Source organism: Streptomyces sp. CA-278952 (assembly GCF_028747205.1).
GTDB lineage: Bacteria > Actinomycetota > Actinomycetes > Streptomycetales > Streptomycetaceae > Streptomyces.
The window spans coordinates 3,232,623-3,249,682 of the sequence record NZ_CP112880.1 but is presented as its reverse complement, the minus strand read 5'-3'; the positions used below and the strand labels follow the sequence as shown (position 1 = coordinate 3,249,682).

The following is a 17,060-nucleotide window of genomic DNA, read 5'->3' as shown; positions in this document are numbered from 1 at the left end:
GGAAACCGTGCGTGGGGGACGGCACCGTGGCGCGTGCACGTTGCCGAGACGCGAAACGCAGGGGAGTTCCATGACCACAACGACCGTACGCGGAGCGGGCGCCCGGGAGTGGGGAGGACTGGCCGTCCTCTCCCTGCCCACCGTGCTGCTGGGCCTCGACGTCACCGTGCTGTACCTGGCCCTCCCCTCGCTGGCGGAGGACCTGCGGCCGTCCGGCACCCAGGAGCTGTGGATCATGGACGCCTACGGCTTCCTCATCGCCGGCTTCCTGCTCACCATGGGCACGCTGGGGGACCGGATCGGCCGTCGCAAGCTGCTGATGATCGGAGCCGCGGCCTTCGGAACCGTCTCGGTGCTGGCGGCCTGGTCCACCAGCGCCGAGCTGCTCATCGTCGCGCGTGCGGCCCTGGGGATCGCCGGGGCCACACTGATGCCGTCCACGCTGGCCCTGATCAGCAACATGTTCGCCGACCAGCGGCAGCGCTCCCTGGCCATCGGGGTCTGGGCGACGAGCTTCGCGCTCGGTATGGCGCTCGGGCCGGTGGTCGGCGGAGTGATGCTGGACCACTTCTGGTGGGGCTCGGTGTTCCTCCTCGCGGTCCCGGTCGCGATCGTGCTGCTGGTGGCCGCTCCGGTCCTGATCCCCGAGTACCGGGCGCCGCGGAGCGGCCCGTTCGACCTGCTCGGCGTCGCGCTGTCGCTGACCGCGATCCTGCCGGTGGTCTACGCGGTGAAGCGGTTCGCCGAGGACGGCTTCGACGTGCCCACGATCGCCGCCGCGCTGGTCGGTGCGGTCTTCGCGGTGCTGTTCGTCCGCCGCCAGGCGGGGCTGGCGAACCCGCTGCTGGACGTGGGCCTGTTCGCCGACCGGACGTTCAGCGCCGCGCTGAGCGTGCTGCTCGTCGGTCTCGTAGGCGTCGGCGGCTCGATGCTGCTGATCACCCAGCAGCTCCAGTTCGTCGAGGGGCTGCCCCCCGTGGAGGCGGGCCTGTGGATGGGGCCGCCGGCCCTGCTGATGTTCCTGGCGGCGATCGGGTCACCCCTGGTGGCCCGCCGGGTGGCGCCGGGAATCGTGGTGGCGGCCACCCTGGCCCTGTCCACGGTCGGATACGTGCTGCTCGCCCTGGTGGACGCCTCGGACGGCGTCGCGCTGATGGTGATCGGTTTCGGGCTCGTCTACCTCGGGCTCGGGGCGATCGCGGCGCTGGGCACGGACCTGGTGGTCGGAGCCGCGCCGCCGGAGAAGGCGGGCTCGGCCTCGGCGATGTCGGAGACCGTGCAGGAGCTGGGCCTCGCCTTGGGCGTGGCGGTCCTGGGCAGCCTGGCCACCGCGGTCTACCGCGACCGGGTCGACGACGCGATGCCCGCCGGTGTCCCGTCGGAGGTGGCCGCCGTCGCGGGCGACAGCCTCGCCGGCGCGGTCTCCTCGGCACAGCGGATGCCCGCCGGCTGGCTCGATCACGCCAAGGAAGCGGCCACCTCCGGGATGAACACCGCGATGATCGTCGCCGCGGCGTGCACCCTGCTGCTCTCGTTCCTGTCCGCCGTCGTGCTGCGGCGCGTCGGCGTCATCGGCGGCGGCGACGTGCCGGAGACCGGCGGGGACGGCCCGGCGGAGACCGACGGGGACGGCCCGGCGGAGACCGACGGGGATGGCGTGCGGGAGACCGACGGGGACGGCCCGGAGACCGACGGGGACGTCAGTGCGGCGCCCGGGCCACCCTCTTCGCGATCTTCTGGGCGTCCAGGGCCATTTCCCGGAGCATGCCGCTGATCGGGTTGGTGAAGCCGGTGAAGTAGAGCCCCGGGGCGCCCTTCGGTGAGCGTCCCCCGTGGGCGACCGGGCGGCCCCGCCCGTCCAGGACGTCCAGGTGGCCGAGCAGCGGTTCCAGCGCGCGGTCGTAGCCGGTGGCGGCGATGACGGCGTCCGGGGTGAGGCGGGTGCCGTCGGCCAGGACCACGGTGTCCCGGTCGAAGGAGGCGACCGTCGCCACCGGGGTGACCGCGCCGGACCGGACCGCGTCGATCAGCCCGACGTCCTGGACCGGGATCGCGCCCTGGCGGACCCGGGAGTACAGGCCGGTGTCGGGGCGGGGGAGGCCCTGCGCGGCCAGGTCGGGCACGGCTATCCGGCACATCACGGCCCCCGCGCGGTCGACGAGCCGCACCGGGAGGCGGCGGACCAGGATGCCGGTGGCCTGGGCCGGCCAGCCCGCGGTGGAGCGGCGGACGATGTGCGGGACCGTCCGGACCGCGATGCGGACCTGGGACGCGCCGCCCTCGGCGAGGTCCGCGGCGATCTCCGCGCCCGTGTTGCCGATGCCGACGACCAGGACGTCCCGGTCGGCGTACGGGGCCGGGGCGCGGTACTGCGCGGCGTGCAGCAGTTCGCCCGTGTACGTGTCGCGGCCCGGCCAGTCGGGGATGCGCGGGGTGTGGTTGAACCCGGTGGCGACGACGACCGCGCGGCCCCGCAGGACCCGCCCGCCCGTCGCCGTGAGCTGCCAGTCGCCGGAGCCGTCGGGGGCCCGGTCGATCCGCGTCACCTCGACGCCGGTGACCACTTCCAGCCCGTGGTGCTCGGTGTACTTCTCCAGGTACCGCACCACGTCGTCCCGGCCCACCCAGCGCCCGAACCTGCGGGGCATGCGCAGCCCCGGCAGCGCCGACCAACGCCGGGTCGTGTGCAGGCGCAGCCGGTCGTAGTGGCCGCGCCAGGAGGCGCCGACGCGGTCCGACTTCTCCAGGATCACGGTCCGTACGCCCCGGGCGCGCAGCGCGGCGGCGGCGGCGAGGCCTCCGGGGCCGCCGCCGATGACGTAGACGGGACGGTCGTCCGTACGGTCGGTGAGGGCGGCGGCGTCACGGCCTGTGGGGGACGGGCTGTTGGGCATGGTTCGGAGCGTAATCGTCCGCTCTGTTGATGGGTCTCGGTCAAGAGCGAAATCGATTGCGAATTGATCACGGGCGGGGGCCGGTTGATCAAGGGCGGGGGCCGGGGGTGGTCAGAGCCGCTACCAGCGCCTCGGCCCGGGCGGCGGCGACGGCCGGCCCGGCGCCGGTCGCGGCGACCATGCCCCACCGTCGCGGTACGCAGGCCACCGCCTCCAGCAGGGCGCCCGGCACGGCCATGGACCGGGCGGTCGCGGCCAGCTGGTGGAGCGTCCGGTCCGCCGGCGGCAGGAAGACGCGGGTGGCCGCGTACGGCTCGTCGATCCCCTGTTCCCGGGCGCGGTCCCGGAAGGTGCGCAGGCTCTCGGCCCCGTGCGCGGAGAGGTTGAAGTCGATCGCCCCGACGAGGAGGCGGTCGCCGAACGCGCCGCCGAGCCGGCCCACGGCGAAGTCGATGCCGCCGGTGACCAGCCCGCCGTGGCTGCCGTCCGCGATGCTCTCCGGGCCCTGGAAAGCCGCGCGGACGGCCTCCAGCGCGGCGCGGACGGTCCGGTAGGCGTCCCGGGGCAGCCCGAGAGCGGCCCAGCCGGCCTCGTCGACGTAGTCGTTGCCCCGCCAGGAGTAGCCGTCCAGCATCTGGAGGGTCAGCCCTTCGGCGACCTGTCCGTTGCGGATGTGCCCCGACGGCACGACCGGGACGCGGCGGGCGGTCGGGGAGCCGGGCCCCGGGGGGCCGGCCGCCGGGGAGCCCGGCGCGTCCTCCTCGCCGCCCAGGGAGACGGTGAGGAAGGTGGCCCAGGCCTCCAGGAGGTGATCGTCCCCGACCGCGTACGCGGTCCGGGCCTCCGCGGCCAGCCGGCCGGTGTCGGCGAGGTCCAGGTTGCCCACGATGCGCGCCCCGTCGCCCGCGTCGGCGGGCTTGAGCGCGGCCCGGCTCAGGCCGTACCGGGTGCGGAGCAGGGCGGCCGCGTCGAGCACGCCGGCCACGAAGGCGTCCCGGTCGACGCCGCTGCGGGCGATCGTGTAGCCGGGCAGGACCGGGACGGTCAGCCCCAGCCGCTGATGGGCCCGGCCGAGCCGCTGCTCGGCGGCGAGCAGCTCCTCGGGGGGCAGTTCCAGCGCCGCCGCGGGCATCGCACGGGCGGCGGCCACCGTGGGGTGGATGTGGTTCTTCCGGTTCCATTCGGTGGCGACCGCCGGGCTGTTGGCGTCCGTGGCCAGCTCGGCCAGCCCGGTCCTGCGGAGCAGCCAGAGCAGGAAGATCTGTGTCTCCACGTCCAACGCGTACAGCCGGACCACCGCGTCGGGCCGGTCGCGCAGCCAGTCGATGACGTGGCGCAGGGGGGTGTCCGCCCGCTCCTCGTGGGCCTCCGCCATCAGCAGCAGGGCATGGGTCAGGTAGTAGTGGTCCAGATCGCCGATGTCGACGGCGGGGACGCCCCGGAGCGCCGCGGCCTCGGCCCAGGGCGCGGTACGGCCCAGGGTGAGGTCGTCGGGGGTGCCCAGATACACCGATCTGGCTTCGACGTACGTGGTCACGTCGTGGGGCTCCTGGCCGCTCAGCAGAGCGGCCAGGTCCCCGTCGAACGCCTTGAGCAGGGGCGTGGTGGTGTGCAGCAGGAGCGACGGGGCGGTGCGGCCCGGCTGGGCCCGGTACGGCCGCACCACCTCGCCGGCGGCCCTCGCCACGGCCGCGGTGTCCATGCCGAGGAGCCGTTTGGCGCTCTCCGCGACCCGTGTCCCGTCCCAGACCCGGTGTCCGGTGAAGAAGCCTTCCCAGCGTGCCTCTGCGCCGTCTCGTGCGGAGCAGACGGACGCGGCGACGGGTGAGAGCACCGTGTTCCCTTTCGGCGATGACGTTTCCGGTTTCCCGTGCTCGGTATCCCGTGCTCCGGTTTCCCGGTATCCCAGGTTTCCTATGCGTTCCGGGCCTCCGGGCTTCCGGGCTTCCGGGTGTTCCGGTGTTCCGGTGCGGTCCGTCAGTTGCGGACCGTGGTGAATACCACCGTTACGTAGGGTAGCTCGAAGGTGTTGCCGCTTTTCAGTTCCGGGTGCACGGTGGCGAGTTCACGTATGCGTTCCTCGATTTCCCGACGGCGGTCCGGAGAAGACGTCAGGTAGTACGACCGTGATTTTATGAGCGTGATGAGGGACTCGATCGTCTTCGTCTCGGAGTGCGGGAAGAATTGCTGTTCGACGGCTCCGAACTCCGGCCCGAACGTGGGGTCGCGCAGCCAGCCGGTGAGCCACTCGGCGTCCTGGGTGCGCAGCGCCTTCAGCGCGCCGTGCAGCATGATCGCCGCGGGGGTGCGCGGGTCGGTCCCGGTGTCCTCGTCGGCGAGGATCCCGGACAGCGCCGCCGACCAGGGAACCTCCTCGTCGCGGAGGTTCCAGAGGGTCGCCAGGACTCCGCCGGGGCGCAGTACGCGCGCTATCTCCGCGTGGGCCGGGGCGGGGTCGAACCAGTGGTAGGCGTGGCTGACCAGCACCGCGTCCAGGCTGGCGTCGGGCAGCGGGATGTTCTCGGCGCTGCCGGCCAGGGCCTCGGTCCCGGGGGCGGTGGCGGTGATGCGGGCGCGCATCGCCTCGTCCGGCTCGACCGCCCGGGTGCGGTGTCCCTCGGCCGCCAGGACCCGGGTGAGCAGGCCGGTGCCCGCGCCGAGGTCCAGCACGTCGCGCGGCTCGGTCCCCAGGACCCACCGGACGCTTTCGACGGGATATCCCGGCCGGGTGGTCTCGTAGGCGTCGACCCCGTCGCCGAAGGAACTGCCTCGCTGCTGCCATGCCGTCGTGTCGTCCGCGGCTTGTGCGTCCGTCATTCGGGGAGCATCCGTCATGCGGGGAGCCTCGCATCCTTTTGTCCGTAGAACATACGGAGTCGATTCGGGTGATAGTCGATGTGCATCGGGTGGCTTTCCCCGCGAAGGGCCGAGGCCACCGCCTCGGCGGTCACGGGGGCCTGGGCGAATCCGCCCGTGTTGTGACCGCCGGTGATGAGGAGGAGCCCGCCTCCGGCGGTCCTCGCGGTCTCGAAGACCGGAAGGCTCGAAGCGGTCCAGGGCCGCACGCAATACCTTCTGCTCCGCTCCAGCAGACCGGATCGGCGGGCCGCGTCGAACGCGTCGGGGAAGAAGGAGGACGCCGTGTCCTCGACCGCCGCGTAGAGCGCTTCGAGCTGCGTCGGATCAACGTTGTCCGGGTCGGCGCCCGTCCAGCCGTACCCCGATCCGACGGTGAGGAAGGAGCGGCCGTCCGGCCCCTCGGTGACGGTGACGTTGGCGTCGGCCGCCGTGTGCCCGCTCCTGGTGATCTTCAGGGAGTTCCTCAGCCCCCGGCCGGGATCGGGGAGGGTGAGCCAGGCGCCGACCATGCCGTGGATCAGCCCGGCGGAGGCGGTGCCGCGCAGCAGCGCCTCCCCGTAGGCGCCGGTGGAGAGGACGTAGTGGTCGGCGCGGACCGTCTCGCCGTCGCGGCAGCTGATCGCGTCCGGCGCGCCGCCCTCGCCCGGGACGAGGGCGTCCACCGGCCGCCCCCAGTGGAAGACCGCACCCGCCCGCTCGGCCGCGTCGGCCACGGCGCCGAGGAACCGGTGCACCTGCACGGTGAACCCGTTCACCTCGATGCCGCCGACGAAGGCCCCTGCCCGGTGCGCCGCGGCCAGCGCCGGGTGGCGGGCGCTGATCCGGTCGGCGGACAGGATCTCGAAGCGCCGGTCCGTGAGGGAGTGTTGACGCTCCACATGGGCTTCCAGCACGTCCTGGTCGCTGTAGACCCGCAGGATGCCCTCCCGCAGGCCGACTCCGTGGAACAGCTCCGGAGCGTCGTGCCGGAGCTCCCGCCACAGCCGGTCGCTGGCGAGGTTGTAGCCCAGGACGTCCTCGGTGAAGGACCGGGCCAGCCAGTCGGGCACCCGGGCGTTGTCCTCGGCCCAGGCCGCCTCCGCCGGCCCGAGGCGGGCCAGGTCGGCCAGGCCCCAGCCCTGGTCCTTCACCGGCTGGGTGAAGGGCGGGGGCCCGCCCCCGGGGCTCCCGAAATAGCCGTCGGCCTCGGTGAGCGTGAACATCCGGGCGTCGCCGCCGCCCCTGCTGCATCCGAAGGACGTCCACGGCGCGTCGGACCGGGGGTCGGGGCCGCTGTCGTAGAAGCTCACGCGGTGGCCGGCCCGGAGCAGCCGCAGTCCGGTCAGCAGGTTCACCACGCCGGCGCCCACCAGGACGACCGAGGCCGCTTCTTGCCGGACGGCGCCGAGGCGCCCGGCGAGCACCGGGCCGACCCGCTCGGCCAGAAAACGGCGTTCGGCCGTGGCGAGCGCCCGTGCGTAGAGGTCCGCCGGGGGCTCGGCCGCCCCGGCCGACGGGCACGCGGTCACGCGTAATCGGGATCCGGCCGGTCCGGCCCCGGGTAATCGGCGGGCGGACGGGCGGTGGACGCGCGCGGCGCTCCTGCGTGGACCGCCCGGCCCGGCCGCCCGGTCCAGGAGGACCACGACGAGAGGACGCTCTCCCGCCGCCGCACCCCAGGCGGCCGTCTCGGCGGCCGCGGGCAGGGACCGGGTGAGCAGGACGTCCGGCCGGGTCCGAGCCAGTTCCCGGCCGCGGAGGGCACCCGGCCGAGCCCCCAGTGCGGGGCGGTGCAGTACGTGGGCGCCGTTCAGCAGCGGCTCGACGGAGGTCGGCACTGGATGATCCAGCAGAACCAGCAAGGGGCCTCCTCTGCAGGCTGGTTGGTCAGTTTCCAACCGGCCGGGCGGCGAAACGCCGAGGGGGTCCGGTGGCCGGATTTACGCCGTACTACGTCTCGGAATCCCGGCGGCGGGCCGGCCACGCCGCGTGCCGCGGCCGACGCCGAGCGGCGCCCCCACATGCTCCCGGCACGTGCCACCCCTCCTCCCTCTTGCGCCAAGCCATCGAATCCGCTGAACTGACGTACCGTCAGAAACCTGACTCCGGAGGCCTGATGCAGACGATCTGGCTCAGCGGCGCGGAATGGCTCGCCGTCCTGCGCATAGGCCTCGGCCTGTGGTGGCTGGAGAGCTGGCGGCACAAGGACAAGAAGGGCTGGTTCGAGCGCGGCACGGGCATCGCCTGGGCGGCGGAGGTCGCGGGCAAGCACCGCTGGGGCGTGGTGCGCACGGGCTTCCGGCGGGTCGTCGAACCGCGCCCGAAGGCGATGGCGTACATCGTCGTCTACGCGGAACTGGCTCTCGGTCTCGGCCTGGTGGCGGGGTTCCTGACCCCGGTCGCCCTCGTTGCCGGCCTGCTCCTCAACCTGCTCTACCTGGTCCTGATGATCCACGACTGGGCCGAGCAGGGACAGAACGCGATGATGGCGCTGATCTCGCTGGTGGCCCTGTTCGCGATGGCCTGGCAGACCTGGTCCCTGGACGCCGCCCTCGGACTGTTCCCGTGACCCCGCAGCGCGCGGGGGCCCCGCGCTTCGACCTCCCCGAGCCGGACGCCTTCACTCGCCCCTACTGGGACGCGGCGGCGGAGGGGCACCTGCTCCTGCGCCGCTGCGGCGGGTGCGGCCGGGCCCACCACTACCCGCGGGAGTTCTGCCCGTACTGCTGGAGCGAGGACGTCGGGTGGGAGCGCGCGAGCGGGGAGGCGACCCTGTACACCTGGTCCGTCGTCCACCGCAACGACCTGCCGCCCTTCGGCTCCCGCGTCCCGTACGTCGCGGCCGTCGTCGACCTCGCCGAGGGGCCCCGGATGATGACGGAGATCGTGGAGTGCGCGCACGACGGCCTCCGGATCGGGATGGGGCTGACGGTCACGTTCCGGGGTGCCGGGGAGGGCGAGAACGGCGAGGCGGTGGCGGTGTTCCGGCCCCGGGGCTGACCTCCGACGGGCCCAGGCGCTCAACCCCTGGAAGTCGGCGGAGATCATCGAGACGAAGGTGAGACAACTGTGAGCCACGGACCCGGACTGACCTGGTTCAAGTCCAGCTACAGCGGCAATACGGGCGAAGCCTGCATCGAAGTCGCCTACGACTGGCGCAAGTCCAGTTACAGCAACAACGAAGGCGGCGCCTGCGTCGAGGTCGCCACCTGCCCCCACACCGTCCACGTCCGCGACTCCAAGGTCACCGACGGGCCCACCTTCGCCGTCGCCCCGGCTGCCTGGAACGCGTTCCTGAGCCACGCCACCACCGTCAACGGCTGACCTCGTCCGGCGGTCTACAGCGCGAGTGCGGCGCGCAGTCCTGCCGAGACCTTCATCATGGTCTGCGGGGACAGCGCGCCGCGGTCCTCCTCGAAGTCTGTGCGGTACAGCAGGGCTACGTCGTCGCAGAGCACGCGTCCCACGAGTGGGTCCGCCGACCCGAGCTCGATGATGGTCGGCAACTCGGGTTTCGTGCTGGTGGTGAGCCGGACCGCCAGGCAGTCCTGCAATGCTCGGTTGCGAGCGTTGTTGGAGACGACGAGCCACGGTTTGCGCCCACTGCCGATGTCAGCCATGTAGACCCGTCCCCGGATGGGGGTGAGTGCATTGCCCACAGGGGTCAGTCCTCCAGTCGAGCGCTGCGAGCGCGCATCGCGCGACGCGTGGAGGCGTCTTCGTCGTCCTGGGCGGCGGCCAGAGCGGCATAGCCGGTGAGCATGGCGTGCTCGGTCACCGCAATGCGTCCAGCGGTGAGAAGGGCATGAAGGGTCTCGGCTTCGGATGCGTCGTCGGGCAGCCTTATACCCGCCATGTGCTCCAGGGCCTCGTGTTCCGGTGACCCCGCCGTTCGGAGACGTTCGATGTGGGCCTGATCCTCTTGGCTGAGGGGGACACTCTTGCGGACCTTCGCGTGTGCCATGCTGCACAGTGTGCAGCAGATTGTGCAGCATGACAAGCTGCACTAAGTGCCACAATTAGAGGTCACATGCCCGGCGCGCCCCACACCGGGAACCACCGGGACAGGTCCTTCTCCACCCGGAGGTCGTCCCCGAGGGCGCCCCGCACCTGGAGCTCCAGCTGGTTGTCCCGCTTCTCGGCACCGCCGGGCAGCGGGGCGAACGGATAGAACGTGCCGCGCTTGTAGAGGTAGACCAGCGCCAGCGACCGGCTCCCCGCGCCCTCCCCGTCCCGGAAACCGATCAGCGAGCAGAGCAGGTGCGGGCCGAAGCCGCCGTCCTGGAGCAGCGTGTTCACCGCGTGCAGGTCGTTGACCAGGGCGGCGGAGTCGTCCGCCGGGTGGCGGGCGAGCAGCCAGGTGTAGCCGTACGCGTCCCGGCTGAACTCCACCGGGATGCCGCCGCGCTCCGTGTCCGCGTCCAGCAGTTCGCGTACGTCCTCCTGGAGCCGGGCGAAGCCACCGCCCTCCACGCCCGCGAAGCACACCGAGCCCAGGCCGGTCGGGGCGAGGCCGGCGCCGGCCTGGAGGGTGAGGGCGGCCGAGGGGACGGCGAAGAGCTGGTCGAGGTCGGGGCGGACGGGTTTGCTCCGGCCGAGGATCACGTCGAGCAGGCCCACGGGCGTAACTCCTCACGTCACTCAACGGGACAGGTCGGCGGAGATGCGGGACAGCTGGTCCAGGCGCTGCTCCAGCGTCGGGTGGGACGAGAACAGCCGGCCCAGGGACTCCTTCGCGGAGAACGCCGGCATGAAGTAGAACGCGTTGTACGGCTCCGCCTTCCGCAGGTCCTCCGTCGGGATGCGGGCCATCTGCCCGCTGACCTTCGTCAGGGCGGAGGCGAGCGCGGAGGGCCGGCCGGTGAGCAGGGCGGCGGCCCGGTCGGCGGACAGCTCGCGGTAGCGGGAGAGCAGCCGGGTCAGCAGGAAGCTGATCGCGTACACGACGGCGCTGATCAGCGGGATCAGCAGCAGGAGGATGCCCGCGGGGTCGTTGCCGGGCCTGCTGCGGGCGAACCCGCCCCACAGGGCGATACGGGTGATGATGCCCGCCAGCACCCCGAGGAACGAGGCGATCGTCATGACGGCCACGTCCCGGTGCGCGACGTGCGACATCTCGTGGGCGAGGACGCCCTCCAGCTCCTCCGGCTCCAGTCTGCGCAGCAGCCCCGTCGTCGCGCAGACCAGGGCCGTCTTCTCGCTCCGGCCGGTGGCGAACGCGTTCGGTACGTCGCTCTCGGCGATGGCCACCTTGGGCTTCGGCATGTCCGCCAGCGCGCAGATCCGGTCGATGGTTCCGTGCAGCTCGGGGGCCTGCTCGGGGGTGACCTCGCGGGCCCCCATGCCGTACGCGGCGATGCGGTCGCTGAACCAGAACTGGGCGATGAACAGGCCGCCCGTGATGACCAGGATGATCGGCCAGGAGCCCCGCAGGGCCGCGAGCAGCACGCCCACGAAGACGACGTAGAGCAGACCGATCAGGAACATGGTGGTGACCATGCGACCGGTCAGCCCCCGGTCGGGGGCGTAGCGCGAACGGGCTCGTGGCATCGGTGCCTCCCAACAGCTCACCTCTCACCTGCCTCCCATAGTGCCCCTTTACGGTGAGAACCGGATAAGCGTGCGGTCTGCACCGGTCGGGGACGAACGGTGCGGGGCCGTCCGCACCGGTCGGCGGCGGACCGGCTCGGGGGCCCCGCGCCGCTCACGGCCAGAGCAGCTCGCGCGTCCAGGAGCCGCCTGTCGGGCGCCGGTAGCGCAGCCGGATGTGGCGGCGTCGGGCGTCGCCCTGGAAGAACTCGACCTCGGCCGGCTCGACCACGTACCGGGTCCAGGTCGGAGCTTCCGTGTCCGGCTCCGCCCGTGCCCGGTCCCAGGCCGCGTCCGCCGTCCGGTGCAGCTCCGACACGGAGCCCACGACCTCGCTCTGCGCGCCGGTCAGCGCGGCGGCGAGCGCCCCGGTGGACCGCGCGTGCAGGTCGGCGTGGCTCTCGGCGGGCGTGCAGCGGACGACGGGGCCCCGGACCCGTACCTGCCGACCTTGCGCGGGCCAGTAGAAGCCGAGGGCGGCGTGCGGGCGGGCGGCGAGCTGGTGCCCCTTGGCGCTGGTGGCGTGGGTGGCGAAGTGGAAGCCGCGCTCGTCGGCCTCGTGGAGGAGCAGCGTGCGTACGTCGGAGAGGCCCTCGGCGTCGGCAGTGGCCAGCGACATCGCGTGCGGCTCCGGCTGCCCCGCCGCGACGGCCTCGGCGAACCAGGCGTGGAAGAGAGGAGTCGGGGCGGACGGGGCGGACGCCGGATCGAAGGACGGCAGCTCGGTGTCCCAGACGCGCTGGGCGTGCAGGAGGTCGCGGAAGTGGTGCGGGGAAGGGGAGTCGGCTTCGCTCATGCCCCCATTTCATCCGGTCCCGGCCGCGAGGGGCAGTGGGGTGGGCGGCGCCGCGCCTCACGCGAAACCGTCGACAACAACAGTTTACGAACCGTCGAATGGTAACTATGGTTGTCGCATGACTGCATTCGGGATCACTCCGGAAGAACAGGTGGAGCTCGACAAGGCGCTCTACGACGCCCTCGACCCCCTCGCGTCGGCCATCCGCTCCCGGCTGTCGGGGCTGCCCGAGGACCGCAAGTGGGAGGCGGAGCCCGTCGAGGTGGCGTTGTCCGTCCTGGCCGCGTGGAAGGTCGTGGACACGGAGGTGAAGCGGCTGACGGCGATCGCGGCGGGCACTGCCGGAACGTATGGCGCGAGCTACGAACAGCTGGGGTCCGTATGGGGTATCACCCGGCAGGGCGCTCGGAAGAAGTGGCCCGAAGCCGTCAGTCGCCCGGCGGCCCCGGAATCGTCGGCGAACCGGACCGTCGAACTGTGCGGCGGAACGGCCGAACTGACCCGGGAGCCCGCGTCCGGCGGCTGGCGGTGGACCGGCGTGGGTGCGGACGGGGCGCGGGGGGCGGCCGACGCGGAGGTCCGGTACGCGACGCCGGAGGAAGCCGCCGCCCACGCGGGCGCCTTCCTGAAGGGGCACTCGCGGGTGGACGGTGGGGCGATGCGCCGTGAGGCGGACGACTTCTTCGGCACGGAGGATCGGGTCGGCGGTGGGGACCCGTGGGCGCGCGGGGGCGATTGAGCGGCGCCCGATCGCGTGGGCGGCACCCGCTCGCGCCTGCTCACCCCCGCCCCAGCACCACCGTCCCCGACGAGCAGAACCAGCCGCCCGTCCCCGACGCCACCGCCAGCTCCGGGAGGCGGCCCCCGGCCTTGCGCACCTGGCGTTCGCCGGCCTCGCCGCGTAGTTGCCGTACCGCCTCCACCAGCAGGAACAGCCCTCGCATCCCGGGGTGGCAGGCGGACAGGCCGCCGCCGTCCGTGTTCACCGGGAGGTCGCCGCGCAGACCGGTGCGGCCCTTCTCGACGAACGCGCCGCCCTCGCCCTTCGTGCAGAAGCCCAGGTCCTCCAGGGTCACCAGCGTCATGTACGTGAACGCGTCGTAGATCTCGGCCAGGTCGATGTCGGCGGGCCGCACCCCGGCCCGTTCGAAGGCCAGGCGGCCGGAGACGGCGGCGGGCGAGACCGTGAAGTCCTCCCACTCGGACATCGTGGAGTGCGAGACGCGCTCCCCGGCTCCCAGGATCCAGACGGGTTCTTTCGCCGTGTCGGGTACGTACTCCTCGGCGGCCAGCAGCACCGCGCAGCCCCCGTCGCTGCGGATGCAGCAGTGCAGCTTGGTGAACGGGTCCGCGATCATCGGGCCGGAGAGGACGTCGTCGACCGTGATCGGGTCCCGGAACATCGCCTCCGGGTTCGCCGCCGCGTTCGCCCGTGCCGTCACCGCCACCTCGGCGAGCTGGGCCGGCGTCGTGCCGTACTCGTGCATGTGGCGGCGGGCGGCCATCGCGTACTTGGCGATCAGCGAGTGCCCGTACGGTACTTCGAACTGCGACGGCCCCCGCGCCCCGAACGACAGGTTCGACGTGCGGCGGCCCGCCTTGATATCGGCCCGGGCCGTCGATCCGTACACCAGGAGCACGGCACGGGCCCGGCCCGCGGCGATGGCGTCCGCCGCGTGGGCGGCCATCACCTCCCAGGTGGCACCGCCCACCGCCGTGGAGTCGACCCAGGTGGGCCGTAGCCCCAGATACTCGGCGACCTCCACCGGGGCGAGCGTCCCGAGCCCCGCCGAGGCGAAGCCGTCGACGACCGAGCGGTCGAGTCCGGAGTCGGCGAGGGCGCGGCGGGCGGCCTGGGCGTGCAGGGCGTACGGAGTGGCGTCGTCGACCCGGCCGCAGTCCGCGAGCGCCACGCCGACGACGGCGACCTTGCGCGGACGGCGGGAGGCGGCCGGGGCGGAGCGGTCCGGGGCGGCGGATGCCGGGCGGGAGCTTGCCGGGCGGGAGCAGGCCGGGGCAGAGGAGGAGGGGGAGGGAGCCGGGGCGGAGGAAGCCGGGTCGGAAGAAGCCGGGTCGGAAGAAGCCGGGGCTGGGGCCATGAATTTGACGGTACATCAGATAGTGGTGGCCGCCGCAACCGTTCGGGCGCGACGGCTTCCGCCGCCCAAGCGCGTGCGGGACCCTGGGAAATGCCGCACCCCGGGCCTAATATGACGGCTCGTCAGATCAGGGGTCGGCTGTCGGTCCCTGGGGGGAAGGAGCCCGCAGATGGACGCCGCCTTCACCGCGGAACAGCACGAGATCCGCCGCACCCTGCGCGAACTGCTCACCCGGAGCGCCGGCCCCGACGCGATCCCCGCCGCCCTCCGCACCGCCGAGGGCTACGACCCGCTCCTGTGGCACAGGCTCGCCGGAGACCTCGGGCTGCCGGGGCTCGCCGTCCCGGAGGAGTACGGCGGGGCCGGGTGCACGGCCACCGAGCTGGCCCTCGCCTGCGAGGAGACCGGGCGCGCGCTGCTGCCCACACCGCTGCTCGCCACCGCCGCCCTCGCCGCACCTCTGATCGCCGCTCTCGGCACCCCGGACCAGCGGACCGCCCTGCTGCCCCGGATCGCCGGGGGAACCCTGACCGCAGCCCTCGCCGTCCCCGGCGGCTCGCTCGCCACCGCCCTCGGCCTCACCGGGGACAACGCCGACGGGGTCTGGGCGGGCGGCGGCCGGGCCGGCGGCATCCAGGCCCGCGGGCCCGGGGAGGGCGGGAGCCGGCGGCTCTACGGGGAGGCGGACCGGGTCCTGGACGGGCACAGCGCGGGACTGCTCCTGGTCGCCGCCCACGCCGGGGGCTACCCGCGCAGCCGTACGCTCCTGTTCCTGGTCGACGCCGGAGCGGCGGGGCTGGCACGCACCCGGCTCACCGCGCTCGACGAGACCCGCCCGCTGGCCCGCGTCGAGCTGCGCGACACCCCGGCCGAGCTCCTCGGTGCGGACGACACCGCCGACGCGGCCGCCGCGCTCGCCGCCGCCGGACGCACGGCCGCCGCGATCCTCGCCGCCGAGGCGGTCGGGACGGCGGCGAGCGCCCTGGAGCGCACCGTGGAGTACGTGAAGGCGCGCGAACAGTTCGGCAGGGCCGTCGGTTCGTTCCAGGCCGTCAAACACCGCCTCGCCGACCTGTACGTACGCGTCGAGGCGGCCCGCTCCGCCGCGTACCACGCCGCCCGGGACCCGGAGGCCGGGCCCCTCGCGCTGGCCCAGGCCCTGGAGGCGGCCCGGATCACCACCGGTGAGGCCGTCCAGCTGCACGGCGGCATCGGTTTCACCTGGGAGCACGAGGCGCACCGGTATCTGAAGCGGGCGGCGGGCGACGAACTGCTCTTCGGCCCGGTCCACCGGCTGCGCGACCACGCGGCGCGGCGGGCCGGGCTCTTCGGGCCCGACCGGATGACGCTCGCCGCTGCACCCGGGGCGGGCGTCCGATGACCGCCACCCGTGGAGTGCGTCTGATCCAGAAGGTCTCCTCGACCCGCGCCTTCGGACGGATCGCCCCGCACGTGGTCCCCGCCCTGGACCGGGCCGTGCACCGGCTCACCCGGGGAAAGGTGCTGCTCAGCGCCCGGATGCTGCCGGGGCTCGTCCTCACGGTGCCGGGGGCGCGCACGGGTCGGCCGAGGACCACGCCGCTGGCCTGCATGCCGGAGGGCGAGGTGGAGGGCAGCTGGATCCTGGTCGGCAGCAACTTCGGGCGCCCGGGTCACCCGGCCTGGACCGTGAATCTGCTGGCCCGCGGGGGTGAGGCCGTCGTCAACTGGCGCGGCCGGGACATCCCGGTGCGCGCGAGCCTGCTGGAGGGCGAGGAGCGGGAGCGGGTGTGGGAGGCCGCACTCGCGTTCTGGCCGCCGTACGCGGCGTACCAGCGGCGGCTGGAGCGGCAGATCCGGCTGTTCCGGCTGGAGAGGCGGTAGCGGCGGCAGCGGCGGGCAGGTCGGTAGCGGCGGGCGGAGCGGTCTCCGGCGCGGCCTCTGCTCCGGGACCGGGGCGGGGCGGCCCCGGCGCGGCCCCTCCTCCGGGAACGCCGACGGCGGACCACCCGCAGGGGCGCGTGGGTGGTCCGCCGTCGGTGAGACAGGACGGGGGCGTCCGGGTGGGCGGGTGCCCGCCCGGTGGCATGGGGCGCCCGGGGCCGGTCGGCCTCCCGCGCCCCGGACCGCTTACTTCGTCGGCTTCTTGCCGGTGATGCCGAGATGCACCAACAGGGCGAGATTGGGCCGCAGTTCGGCCTGCTTCACACCCCAGGTGGTGAAACCCTTCTGGTGCGAGGCGACCGCGGCCAGCATCGCCACCAGGGAGCCCGCCATCGCCGCCGGACTGACGTCCTTGTCGATCTTGCCCTTGCTCTGGAGCTCCTTCACGGAATCCGTGAGGGAGTTGGTGACCGAGTTCAGGATCTTCATACGGATCTTGTAGAACCGCTTGTCCCCCTCGGCCGCTCCGAGGTCGATCACGCGGAGGATCGCGTCGTTGTGCCGCCAGAAATCGAGGAATCCCTCGACGAGTTGCTCGGCGGTGGTCCAGCCGGCCTTGCCGACCCAGGAGCGTCCGGCGACCAGTTCGGTCAGTCCGGCGCCCTCCTTGGCCACCTCCTCGGCGATTTCGAGGACGGCGCCCTCCACGTCGGGGAAGTACTGGTAGAAAGTCGCGGGTGAAGTCCCGGCCTTCCGGGCGACGTCGATGACTTTGACGTCCCGGTACGGCGAGGAGCTGAGCATCTCGCTGAGGCAGTCGAGCAGCTTCTGCCGCGTCGCCTGACCGCGTCGACCGGCCACGCGGCCGTCGACGGTACGTACTTGTCCTGTCATGCCGTCAGCTTACCGAGGGGTGATGGGAGCGCGATTCGGCCGACTGCAAATGGGGAACGCCGCAGGACCGGCGGGGTGCGCGGGGGC

At 73.2% G+C, this 17,060-nt stretch carries 18 protein-coding genes; 7 read left to right on the top strand and 11 right to left on the bottom strand.

What is annotated here, in order from left to right:
* Positions 1-70: 70 nt before the first annotated feature.
* A complete protein-coding gene (locus tag N7925_RS14340) occupies positions 71-1,774 on the top strand; it encodes an MFS transporter (protein ID WP_274344046.1) in 1,704 nt (567 codons plus the stop codon).
* Here N7925_RS14340 and N7925_RS14335 read toward each other — a convergent pair.
* From N7925_RS14335 to N7925_RS14320, 4 genes are all read right to left on the bottom strand, one after another.
* A complete protein-coding gene (locus N7925_RS14335) occupies positions 1,701-2,894 on the bottom strand; it encodes a flavin-containing monooxygenase (protein WP_274344045.1) in 1,194 nt (397 codons plus the stop codon). The two genes, N7925_RS14340 and N7925_RS14335, sit on opposite strands and share 74 nt — an antisense overlap.
* A gap of 88 nt (positions 2,895-2,982) precedes the next feature.
* Positions 2,983-4,728 carry a hypothetical protein gene (locus N7925_RS14330; protein WP_274344044.1) on the bottom strand — a complete coding sequence of 582 codons (1,746 nt, stop codon included), beginning with the start codon at positions 4,726-4,728 and terminating at the stop codon, positions 2,983-2,985.
* A gap of 143 nt (positions 4,729-4,871) precedes the next feature.
* Complete coding sequence (locus N7925_RS14325) at positions 4,872-5,711, bottom strand: class I SAM-dependent methyltransferase (protein WP_265600004.1); 840 nt, start codon at positions 5,709-5,711, stop codon at positions 4,872-4,874.
* Positions 5,712-5,725: 14 nt separating this feature from the next.
* The gene (locus N7925_RS14320) at positions 5,726-7,594 is read right to left on the bottom strand and encodes an NAD(P)/FAD-dependent oxidoreductase (RefSeq protein WP_274344043.1); all 1,869 of its coding nucleotides are present in this window, start codon (positions 7,592-7,594) and stop codon (positions 5,726-5,728) included.
* A 254-nt stretch (positions 7,595-7,848) separates the two neighbouring features.
* Here N7925_RS14320 and N7925_RS14315 point away from each other — a divergent pair, with 254 nt between their 5' ends.
* The 3 genes from N7925_RS14315 to N7925_RS14305 all read left to right on the top strand — a co-directional run bounded on the left by N7925_RS14315 (position 7,849) and on the right by N7925_RS14305 (position 9,056).
* Positions 7,849-8,301 carry a DoxX family protein gene (locus N7925_RS14315; RefSeq protein ID WP_265600002.1) on the top strand — a complete coding sequence of 151 codons (453 nt, stop codon included), beginning with the start codon at positions 7,849-7,851 and terminating at the stop codon, positions 8,299-8,301.
* Positions 8,298-8,732: a Zn-ribbon domain-containing OB-fold protein gene (locus N7925_RS14310; protein WP_265600001.1), complete on the top strand. Its 435-nt coding sequence runs from the start codon at positions 8,298-8,300 to the stop codon at positions 8,730-8,732. The genes N7925_RS14315 and N7925_RS14310 overlap by 4 nt, the downstream gene beginning before the upstream one ends.
* Before the next feature lie 69 nt (positions 8,733-8,801).
* The gene (locus N7925_RS14305) at positions 8,802-9,056 is read left to right on the top strand and encodes a DUF397 domain-containing protein (RefSeq protein ID WP_265600000.1); all 255 of its coding nucleotides are present in this window, start codon (positions 8,802-8,804) and stop codon (positions 9,054-9,056) included.
* 14 nt (positions 9,057-9,070) lie between these two features.
* Here N7925_RS14305 and N7925_RS14300 read toward each other — a convergent pair whose 3' ends face one another.
* From N7925_RS14300 to N7925_RS14280, 5 genes are all read right to left on the bottom strand, one after another.
* Entirely contained in the window at positions 9,071-9,391 is a 321-nt protein-coding gene (locus tag N7925_RS14300) for a type II toxin-antitoxin system PemK/MazF family toxin (protein WP_265599999.1), read from the bottom strand.
* Between the two features lie 5 nt (positions 9,392-9,396).
* Positions 9,397-9,696: a hypothetical protein gene (locus tag N7925_RS14295; protein ID WP_265599998.1), complete on the bottom strand. Its 300-nt coding sequence runs from the start codon at positions 9,694-9,696 to the stop codon at positions 9,397-9,399.
* 62 nt (positions 9,697-9,758) lie between these two features.
* Positions 9,759-10,352: a PspA-associated protein PspAB gene (pspAB, locus tag N7925_RS14290; RefSeq protein ID WP_265599997.1), complete on the bottom strand. Its 594-nt coding sequence runs from the start codon at positions 10,350-10,352 to the stop codon at positions 9,759-9,761.
* 21 nt (positions 10,353-10,373) lie between these two features.
* Positions 10,374-11,282 (bottom strand): zinc metalloprotease HtpX, encoded by a 909-nt coding sequence (gene htpX / locus N7925_RS14285; protein WP_265599996.1) that lies wholly within the window; start codon positions 11,280-11,282, stop codon positions 10,374-10,376.
* A gap of 154 nt (positions 11,283-11,436) precedes the next feature.
* Positions 11,437-12,117: a pyridoxine/pyridoxamine 5'-phosphate oxidase gene (locus N7925_RS14280; RefSeq protein ID WP_265599995.1), complete on the bottom strand. Its 681-nt coding sequence runs from the start codon at positions 12,115-12,117 to the stop codon at positions 11,437-11,439.
* A gap of 118 nt (positions 12,118-12,235) precedes the next feature.
* Between N7925_RS14280 and N7925_RS14275 the strand changes: the two genes are divergently transcribed.
* Entirely contained in the window at positions 12,236-12,856 is a 621-nt protein-coding gene (locus N7925_RS14275) for a hypothetical protein (RefSeq protein ID WP_274344042.1), read from the top strand.
* 40 nt (positions 12,857-12,896) lie between these two features.
* Here N7925_RS14275 and N7925_RS14270 read toward each other — a convergent pair whose 3' ends face one another.
* A complete protein-coding gene (locus tag N7925_RS14270; protein ID WP_274346466.1) occupies positions 12,897-14,030 on the bottom strand; it encodes a thiolase C-terminal domain-containing protein in 1,134 nt (377 codons plus the stop codon).
* A gap of 355 nt (positions 14,031-14,385) precedes the next feature.
* Here N7925_RS14270 and N7925_RS14265 point away from each other — a divergent pair, with 355 nt between their 5' ends.
* Both N7925_RS14265 and N7925_RS14260 read left to right on the top strand, forming a co-directional pair.
* Entirely contained in the window at positions 14,386-15,597 is a 1,212-nt protein-coding gene (locus N7925_RS14265) for an acyl-CoA dehydrogenase family protein (RefSeq protein WP_265599993.1), read from the top strand.
* Complete coding sequence (locus tag N7925_RS14260; protein ID WP_274344041.1) at positions 15,594-16,079, top strand: nitroreductase/quinone reductase family protein; 486 nt, start codon at positions 15,594-15,596, stop codon at positions 16,077-16,079. Before N7925_RS14265 ends, N7925_RS14260 begins: the two co-directional genes overlap by 4 nt.
* 246 nt (positions 16,080-16,325) lie before the next feature.
* On the opposite strand, the gene N7925_RS14255 is transcribed toward N7925_RS14260, so the two are convergent.
* Entirely contained in the window at positions 16,326-16,973 is a 648-nt protein-coding gene (locus N7925_RS14255) for a TetR family transcriptional regulator (protein ID WP_265599991.1), read from the bottom strand.
* Between the last annotated feature and the right edge of the window lie 87 nt (positions 16,974-17,060).

Excerpts from the sequence above, each read along its gene's own strand:
- N7925_RS14265 (WP_265599993.1), top strand. The coding sequence starts at position 14,386 with ATGGACGCCGCCTTCACCGCGGAACAGCACGAGATCCGCCGCACCCTG.
- N7925_RS14280 (WP_265599995.1), bottom strand. The coding sequence starts at position 12,117 with ATGAGCGAAGCCGACTCCCCTTCCCCGCACCACTTCCGCGACCTCCTG.
- N7925_RS14295 (WP_265599998.1), bottom strand. The coding sequence starts at position 9,696 with ATGGCACACGCGAAGGTCCGCAAGAGTGTCCCCCTCAGCCAAGAGGAT.
- htpX (WP_265599996.1), bottom strand. The coding sequence starts at position 11,282 with ATGCCACGAGCCCGTTCGCGCTACGCCCCCGACCGGGGGCTGACCGGT.
- N7925_RS14335 (WP_274344045.1), bottom strand. The coding sequence starts at position 2,894 with ATGCCCAACAGCCCGTCCCCCACAGGCCGTGACGCCGCCGCCCTCACC.
- N7925_RS14315 (WP_265600002.1), top strand. The coding sequence starts at position 7,849 with ATGCAGACGATCTGGCTCAGCGGCGCGGAATGGCTCGCCGTCCTGCGC.
- N7925_RS14275 (WP_274344042.1), top strand. The coding sequence starts at position 12,236 with ATGACTGCATTCGGGATCACTCCGGAAGAACAGGTGGAGCTCGACAAG.
- N7925_RS14340 (WP_274344046.1), top strand. The coding sequence starts at position 71 with ATGACCACAACGACCGTACGCGGAGCGGGCGCCCGGGAGTGGGGAGGA.
- N7925_RS14255 (WP_265599991.1), bottom strand. The coding sequence starts at position 16,973 with ATGACAGGACAAGTACGTACCGTCGACGGCCGCGTGGCCGGTCGACGC.
- N7925_RS14260 (WP_274344041.1), top strand. The coding sequence starts at position 15,594 with ATGACCGCCACCCGTGGAGTGCGTCTGATCCAGAAGGTCTCCTCGACC.
- N7925_RS14325 (WP_265600004.1), bottom strand. The coding sequence starts at position 5,711 with ATGACGGACGCACAAGCCGCGGACGACACGACGGCATGGCAGCAGCGA.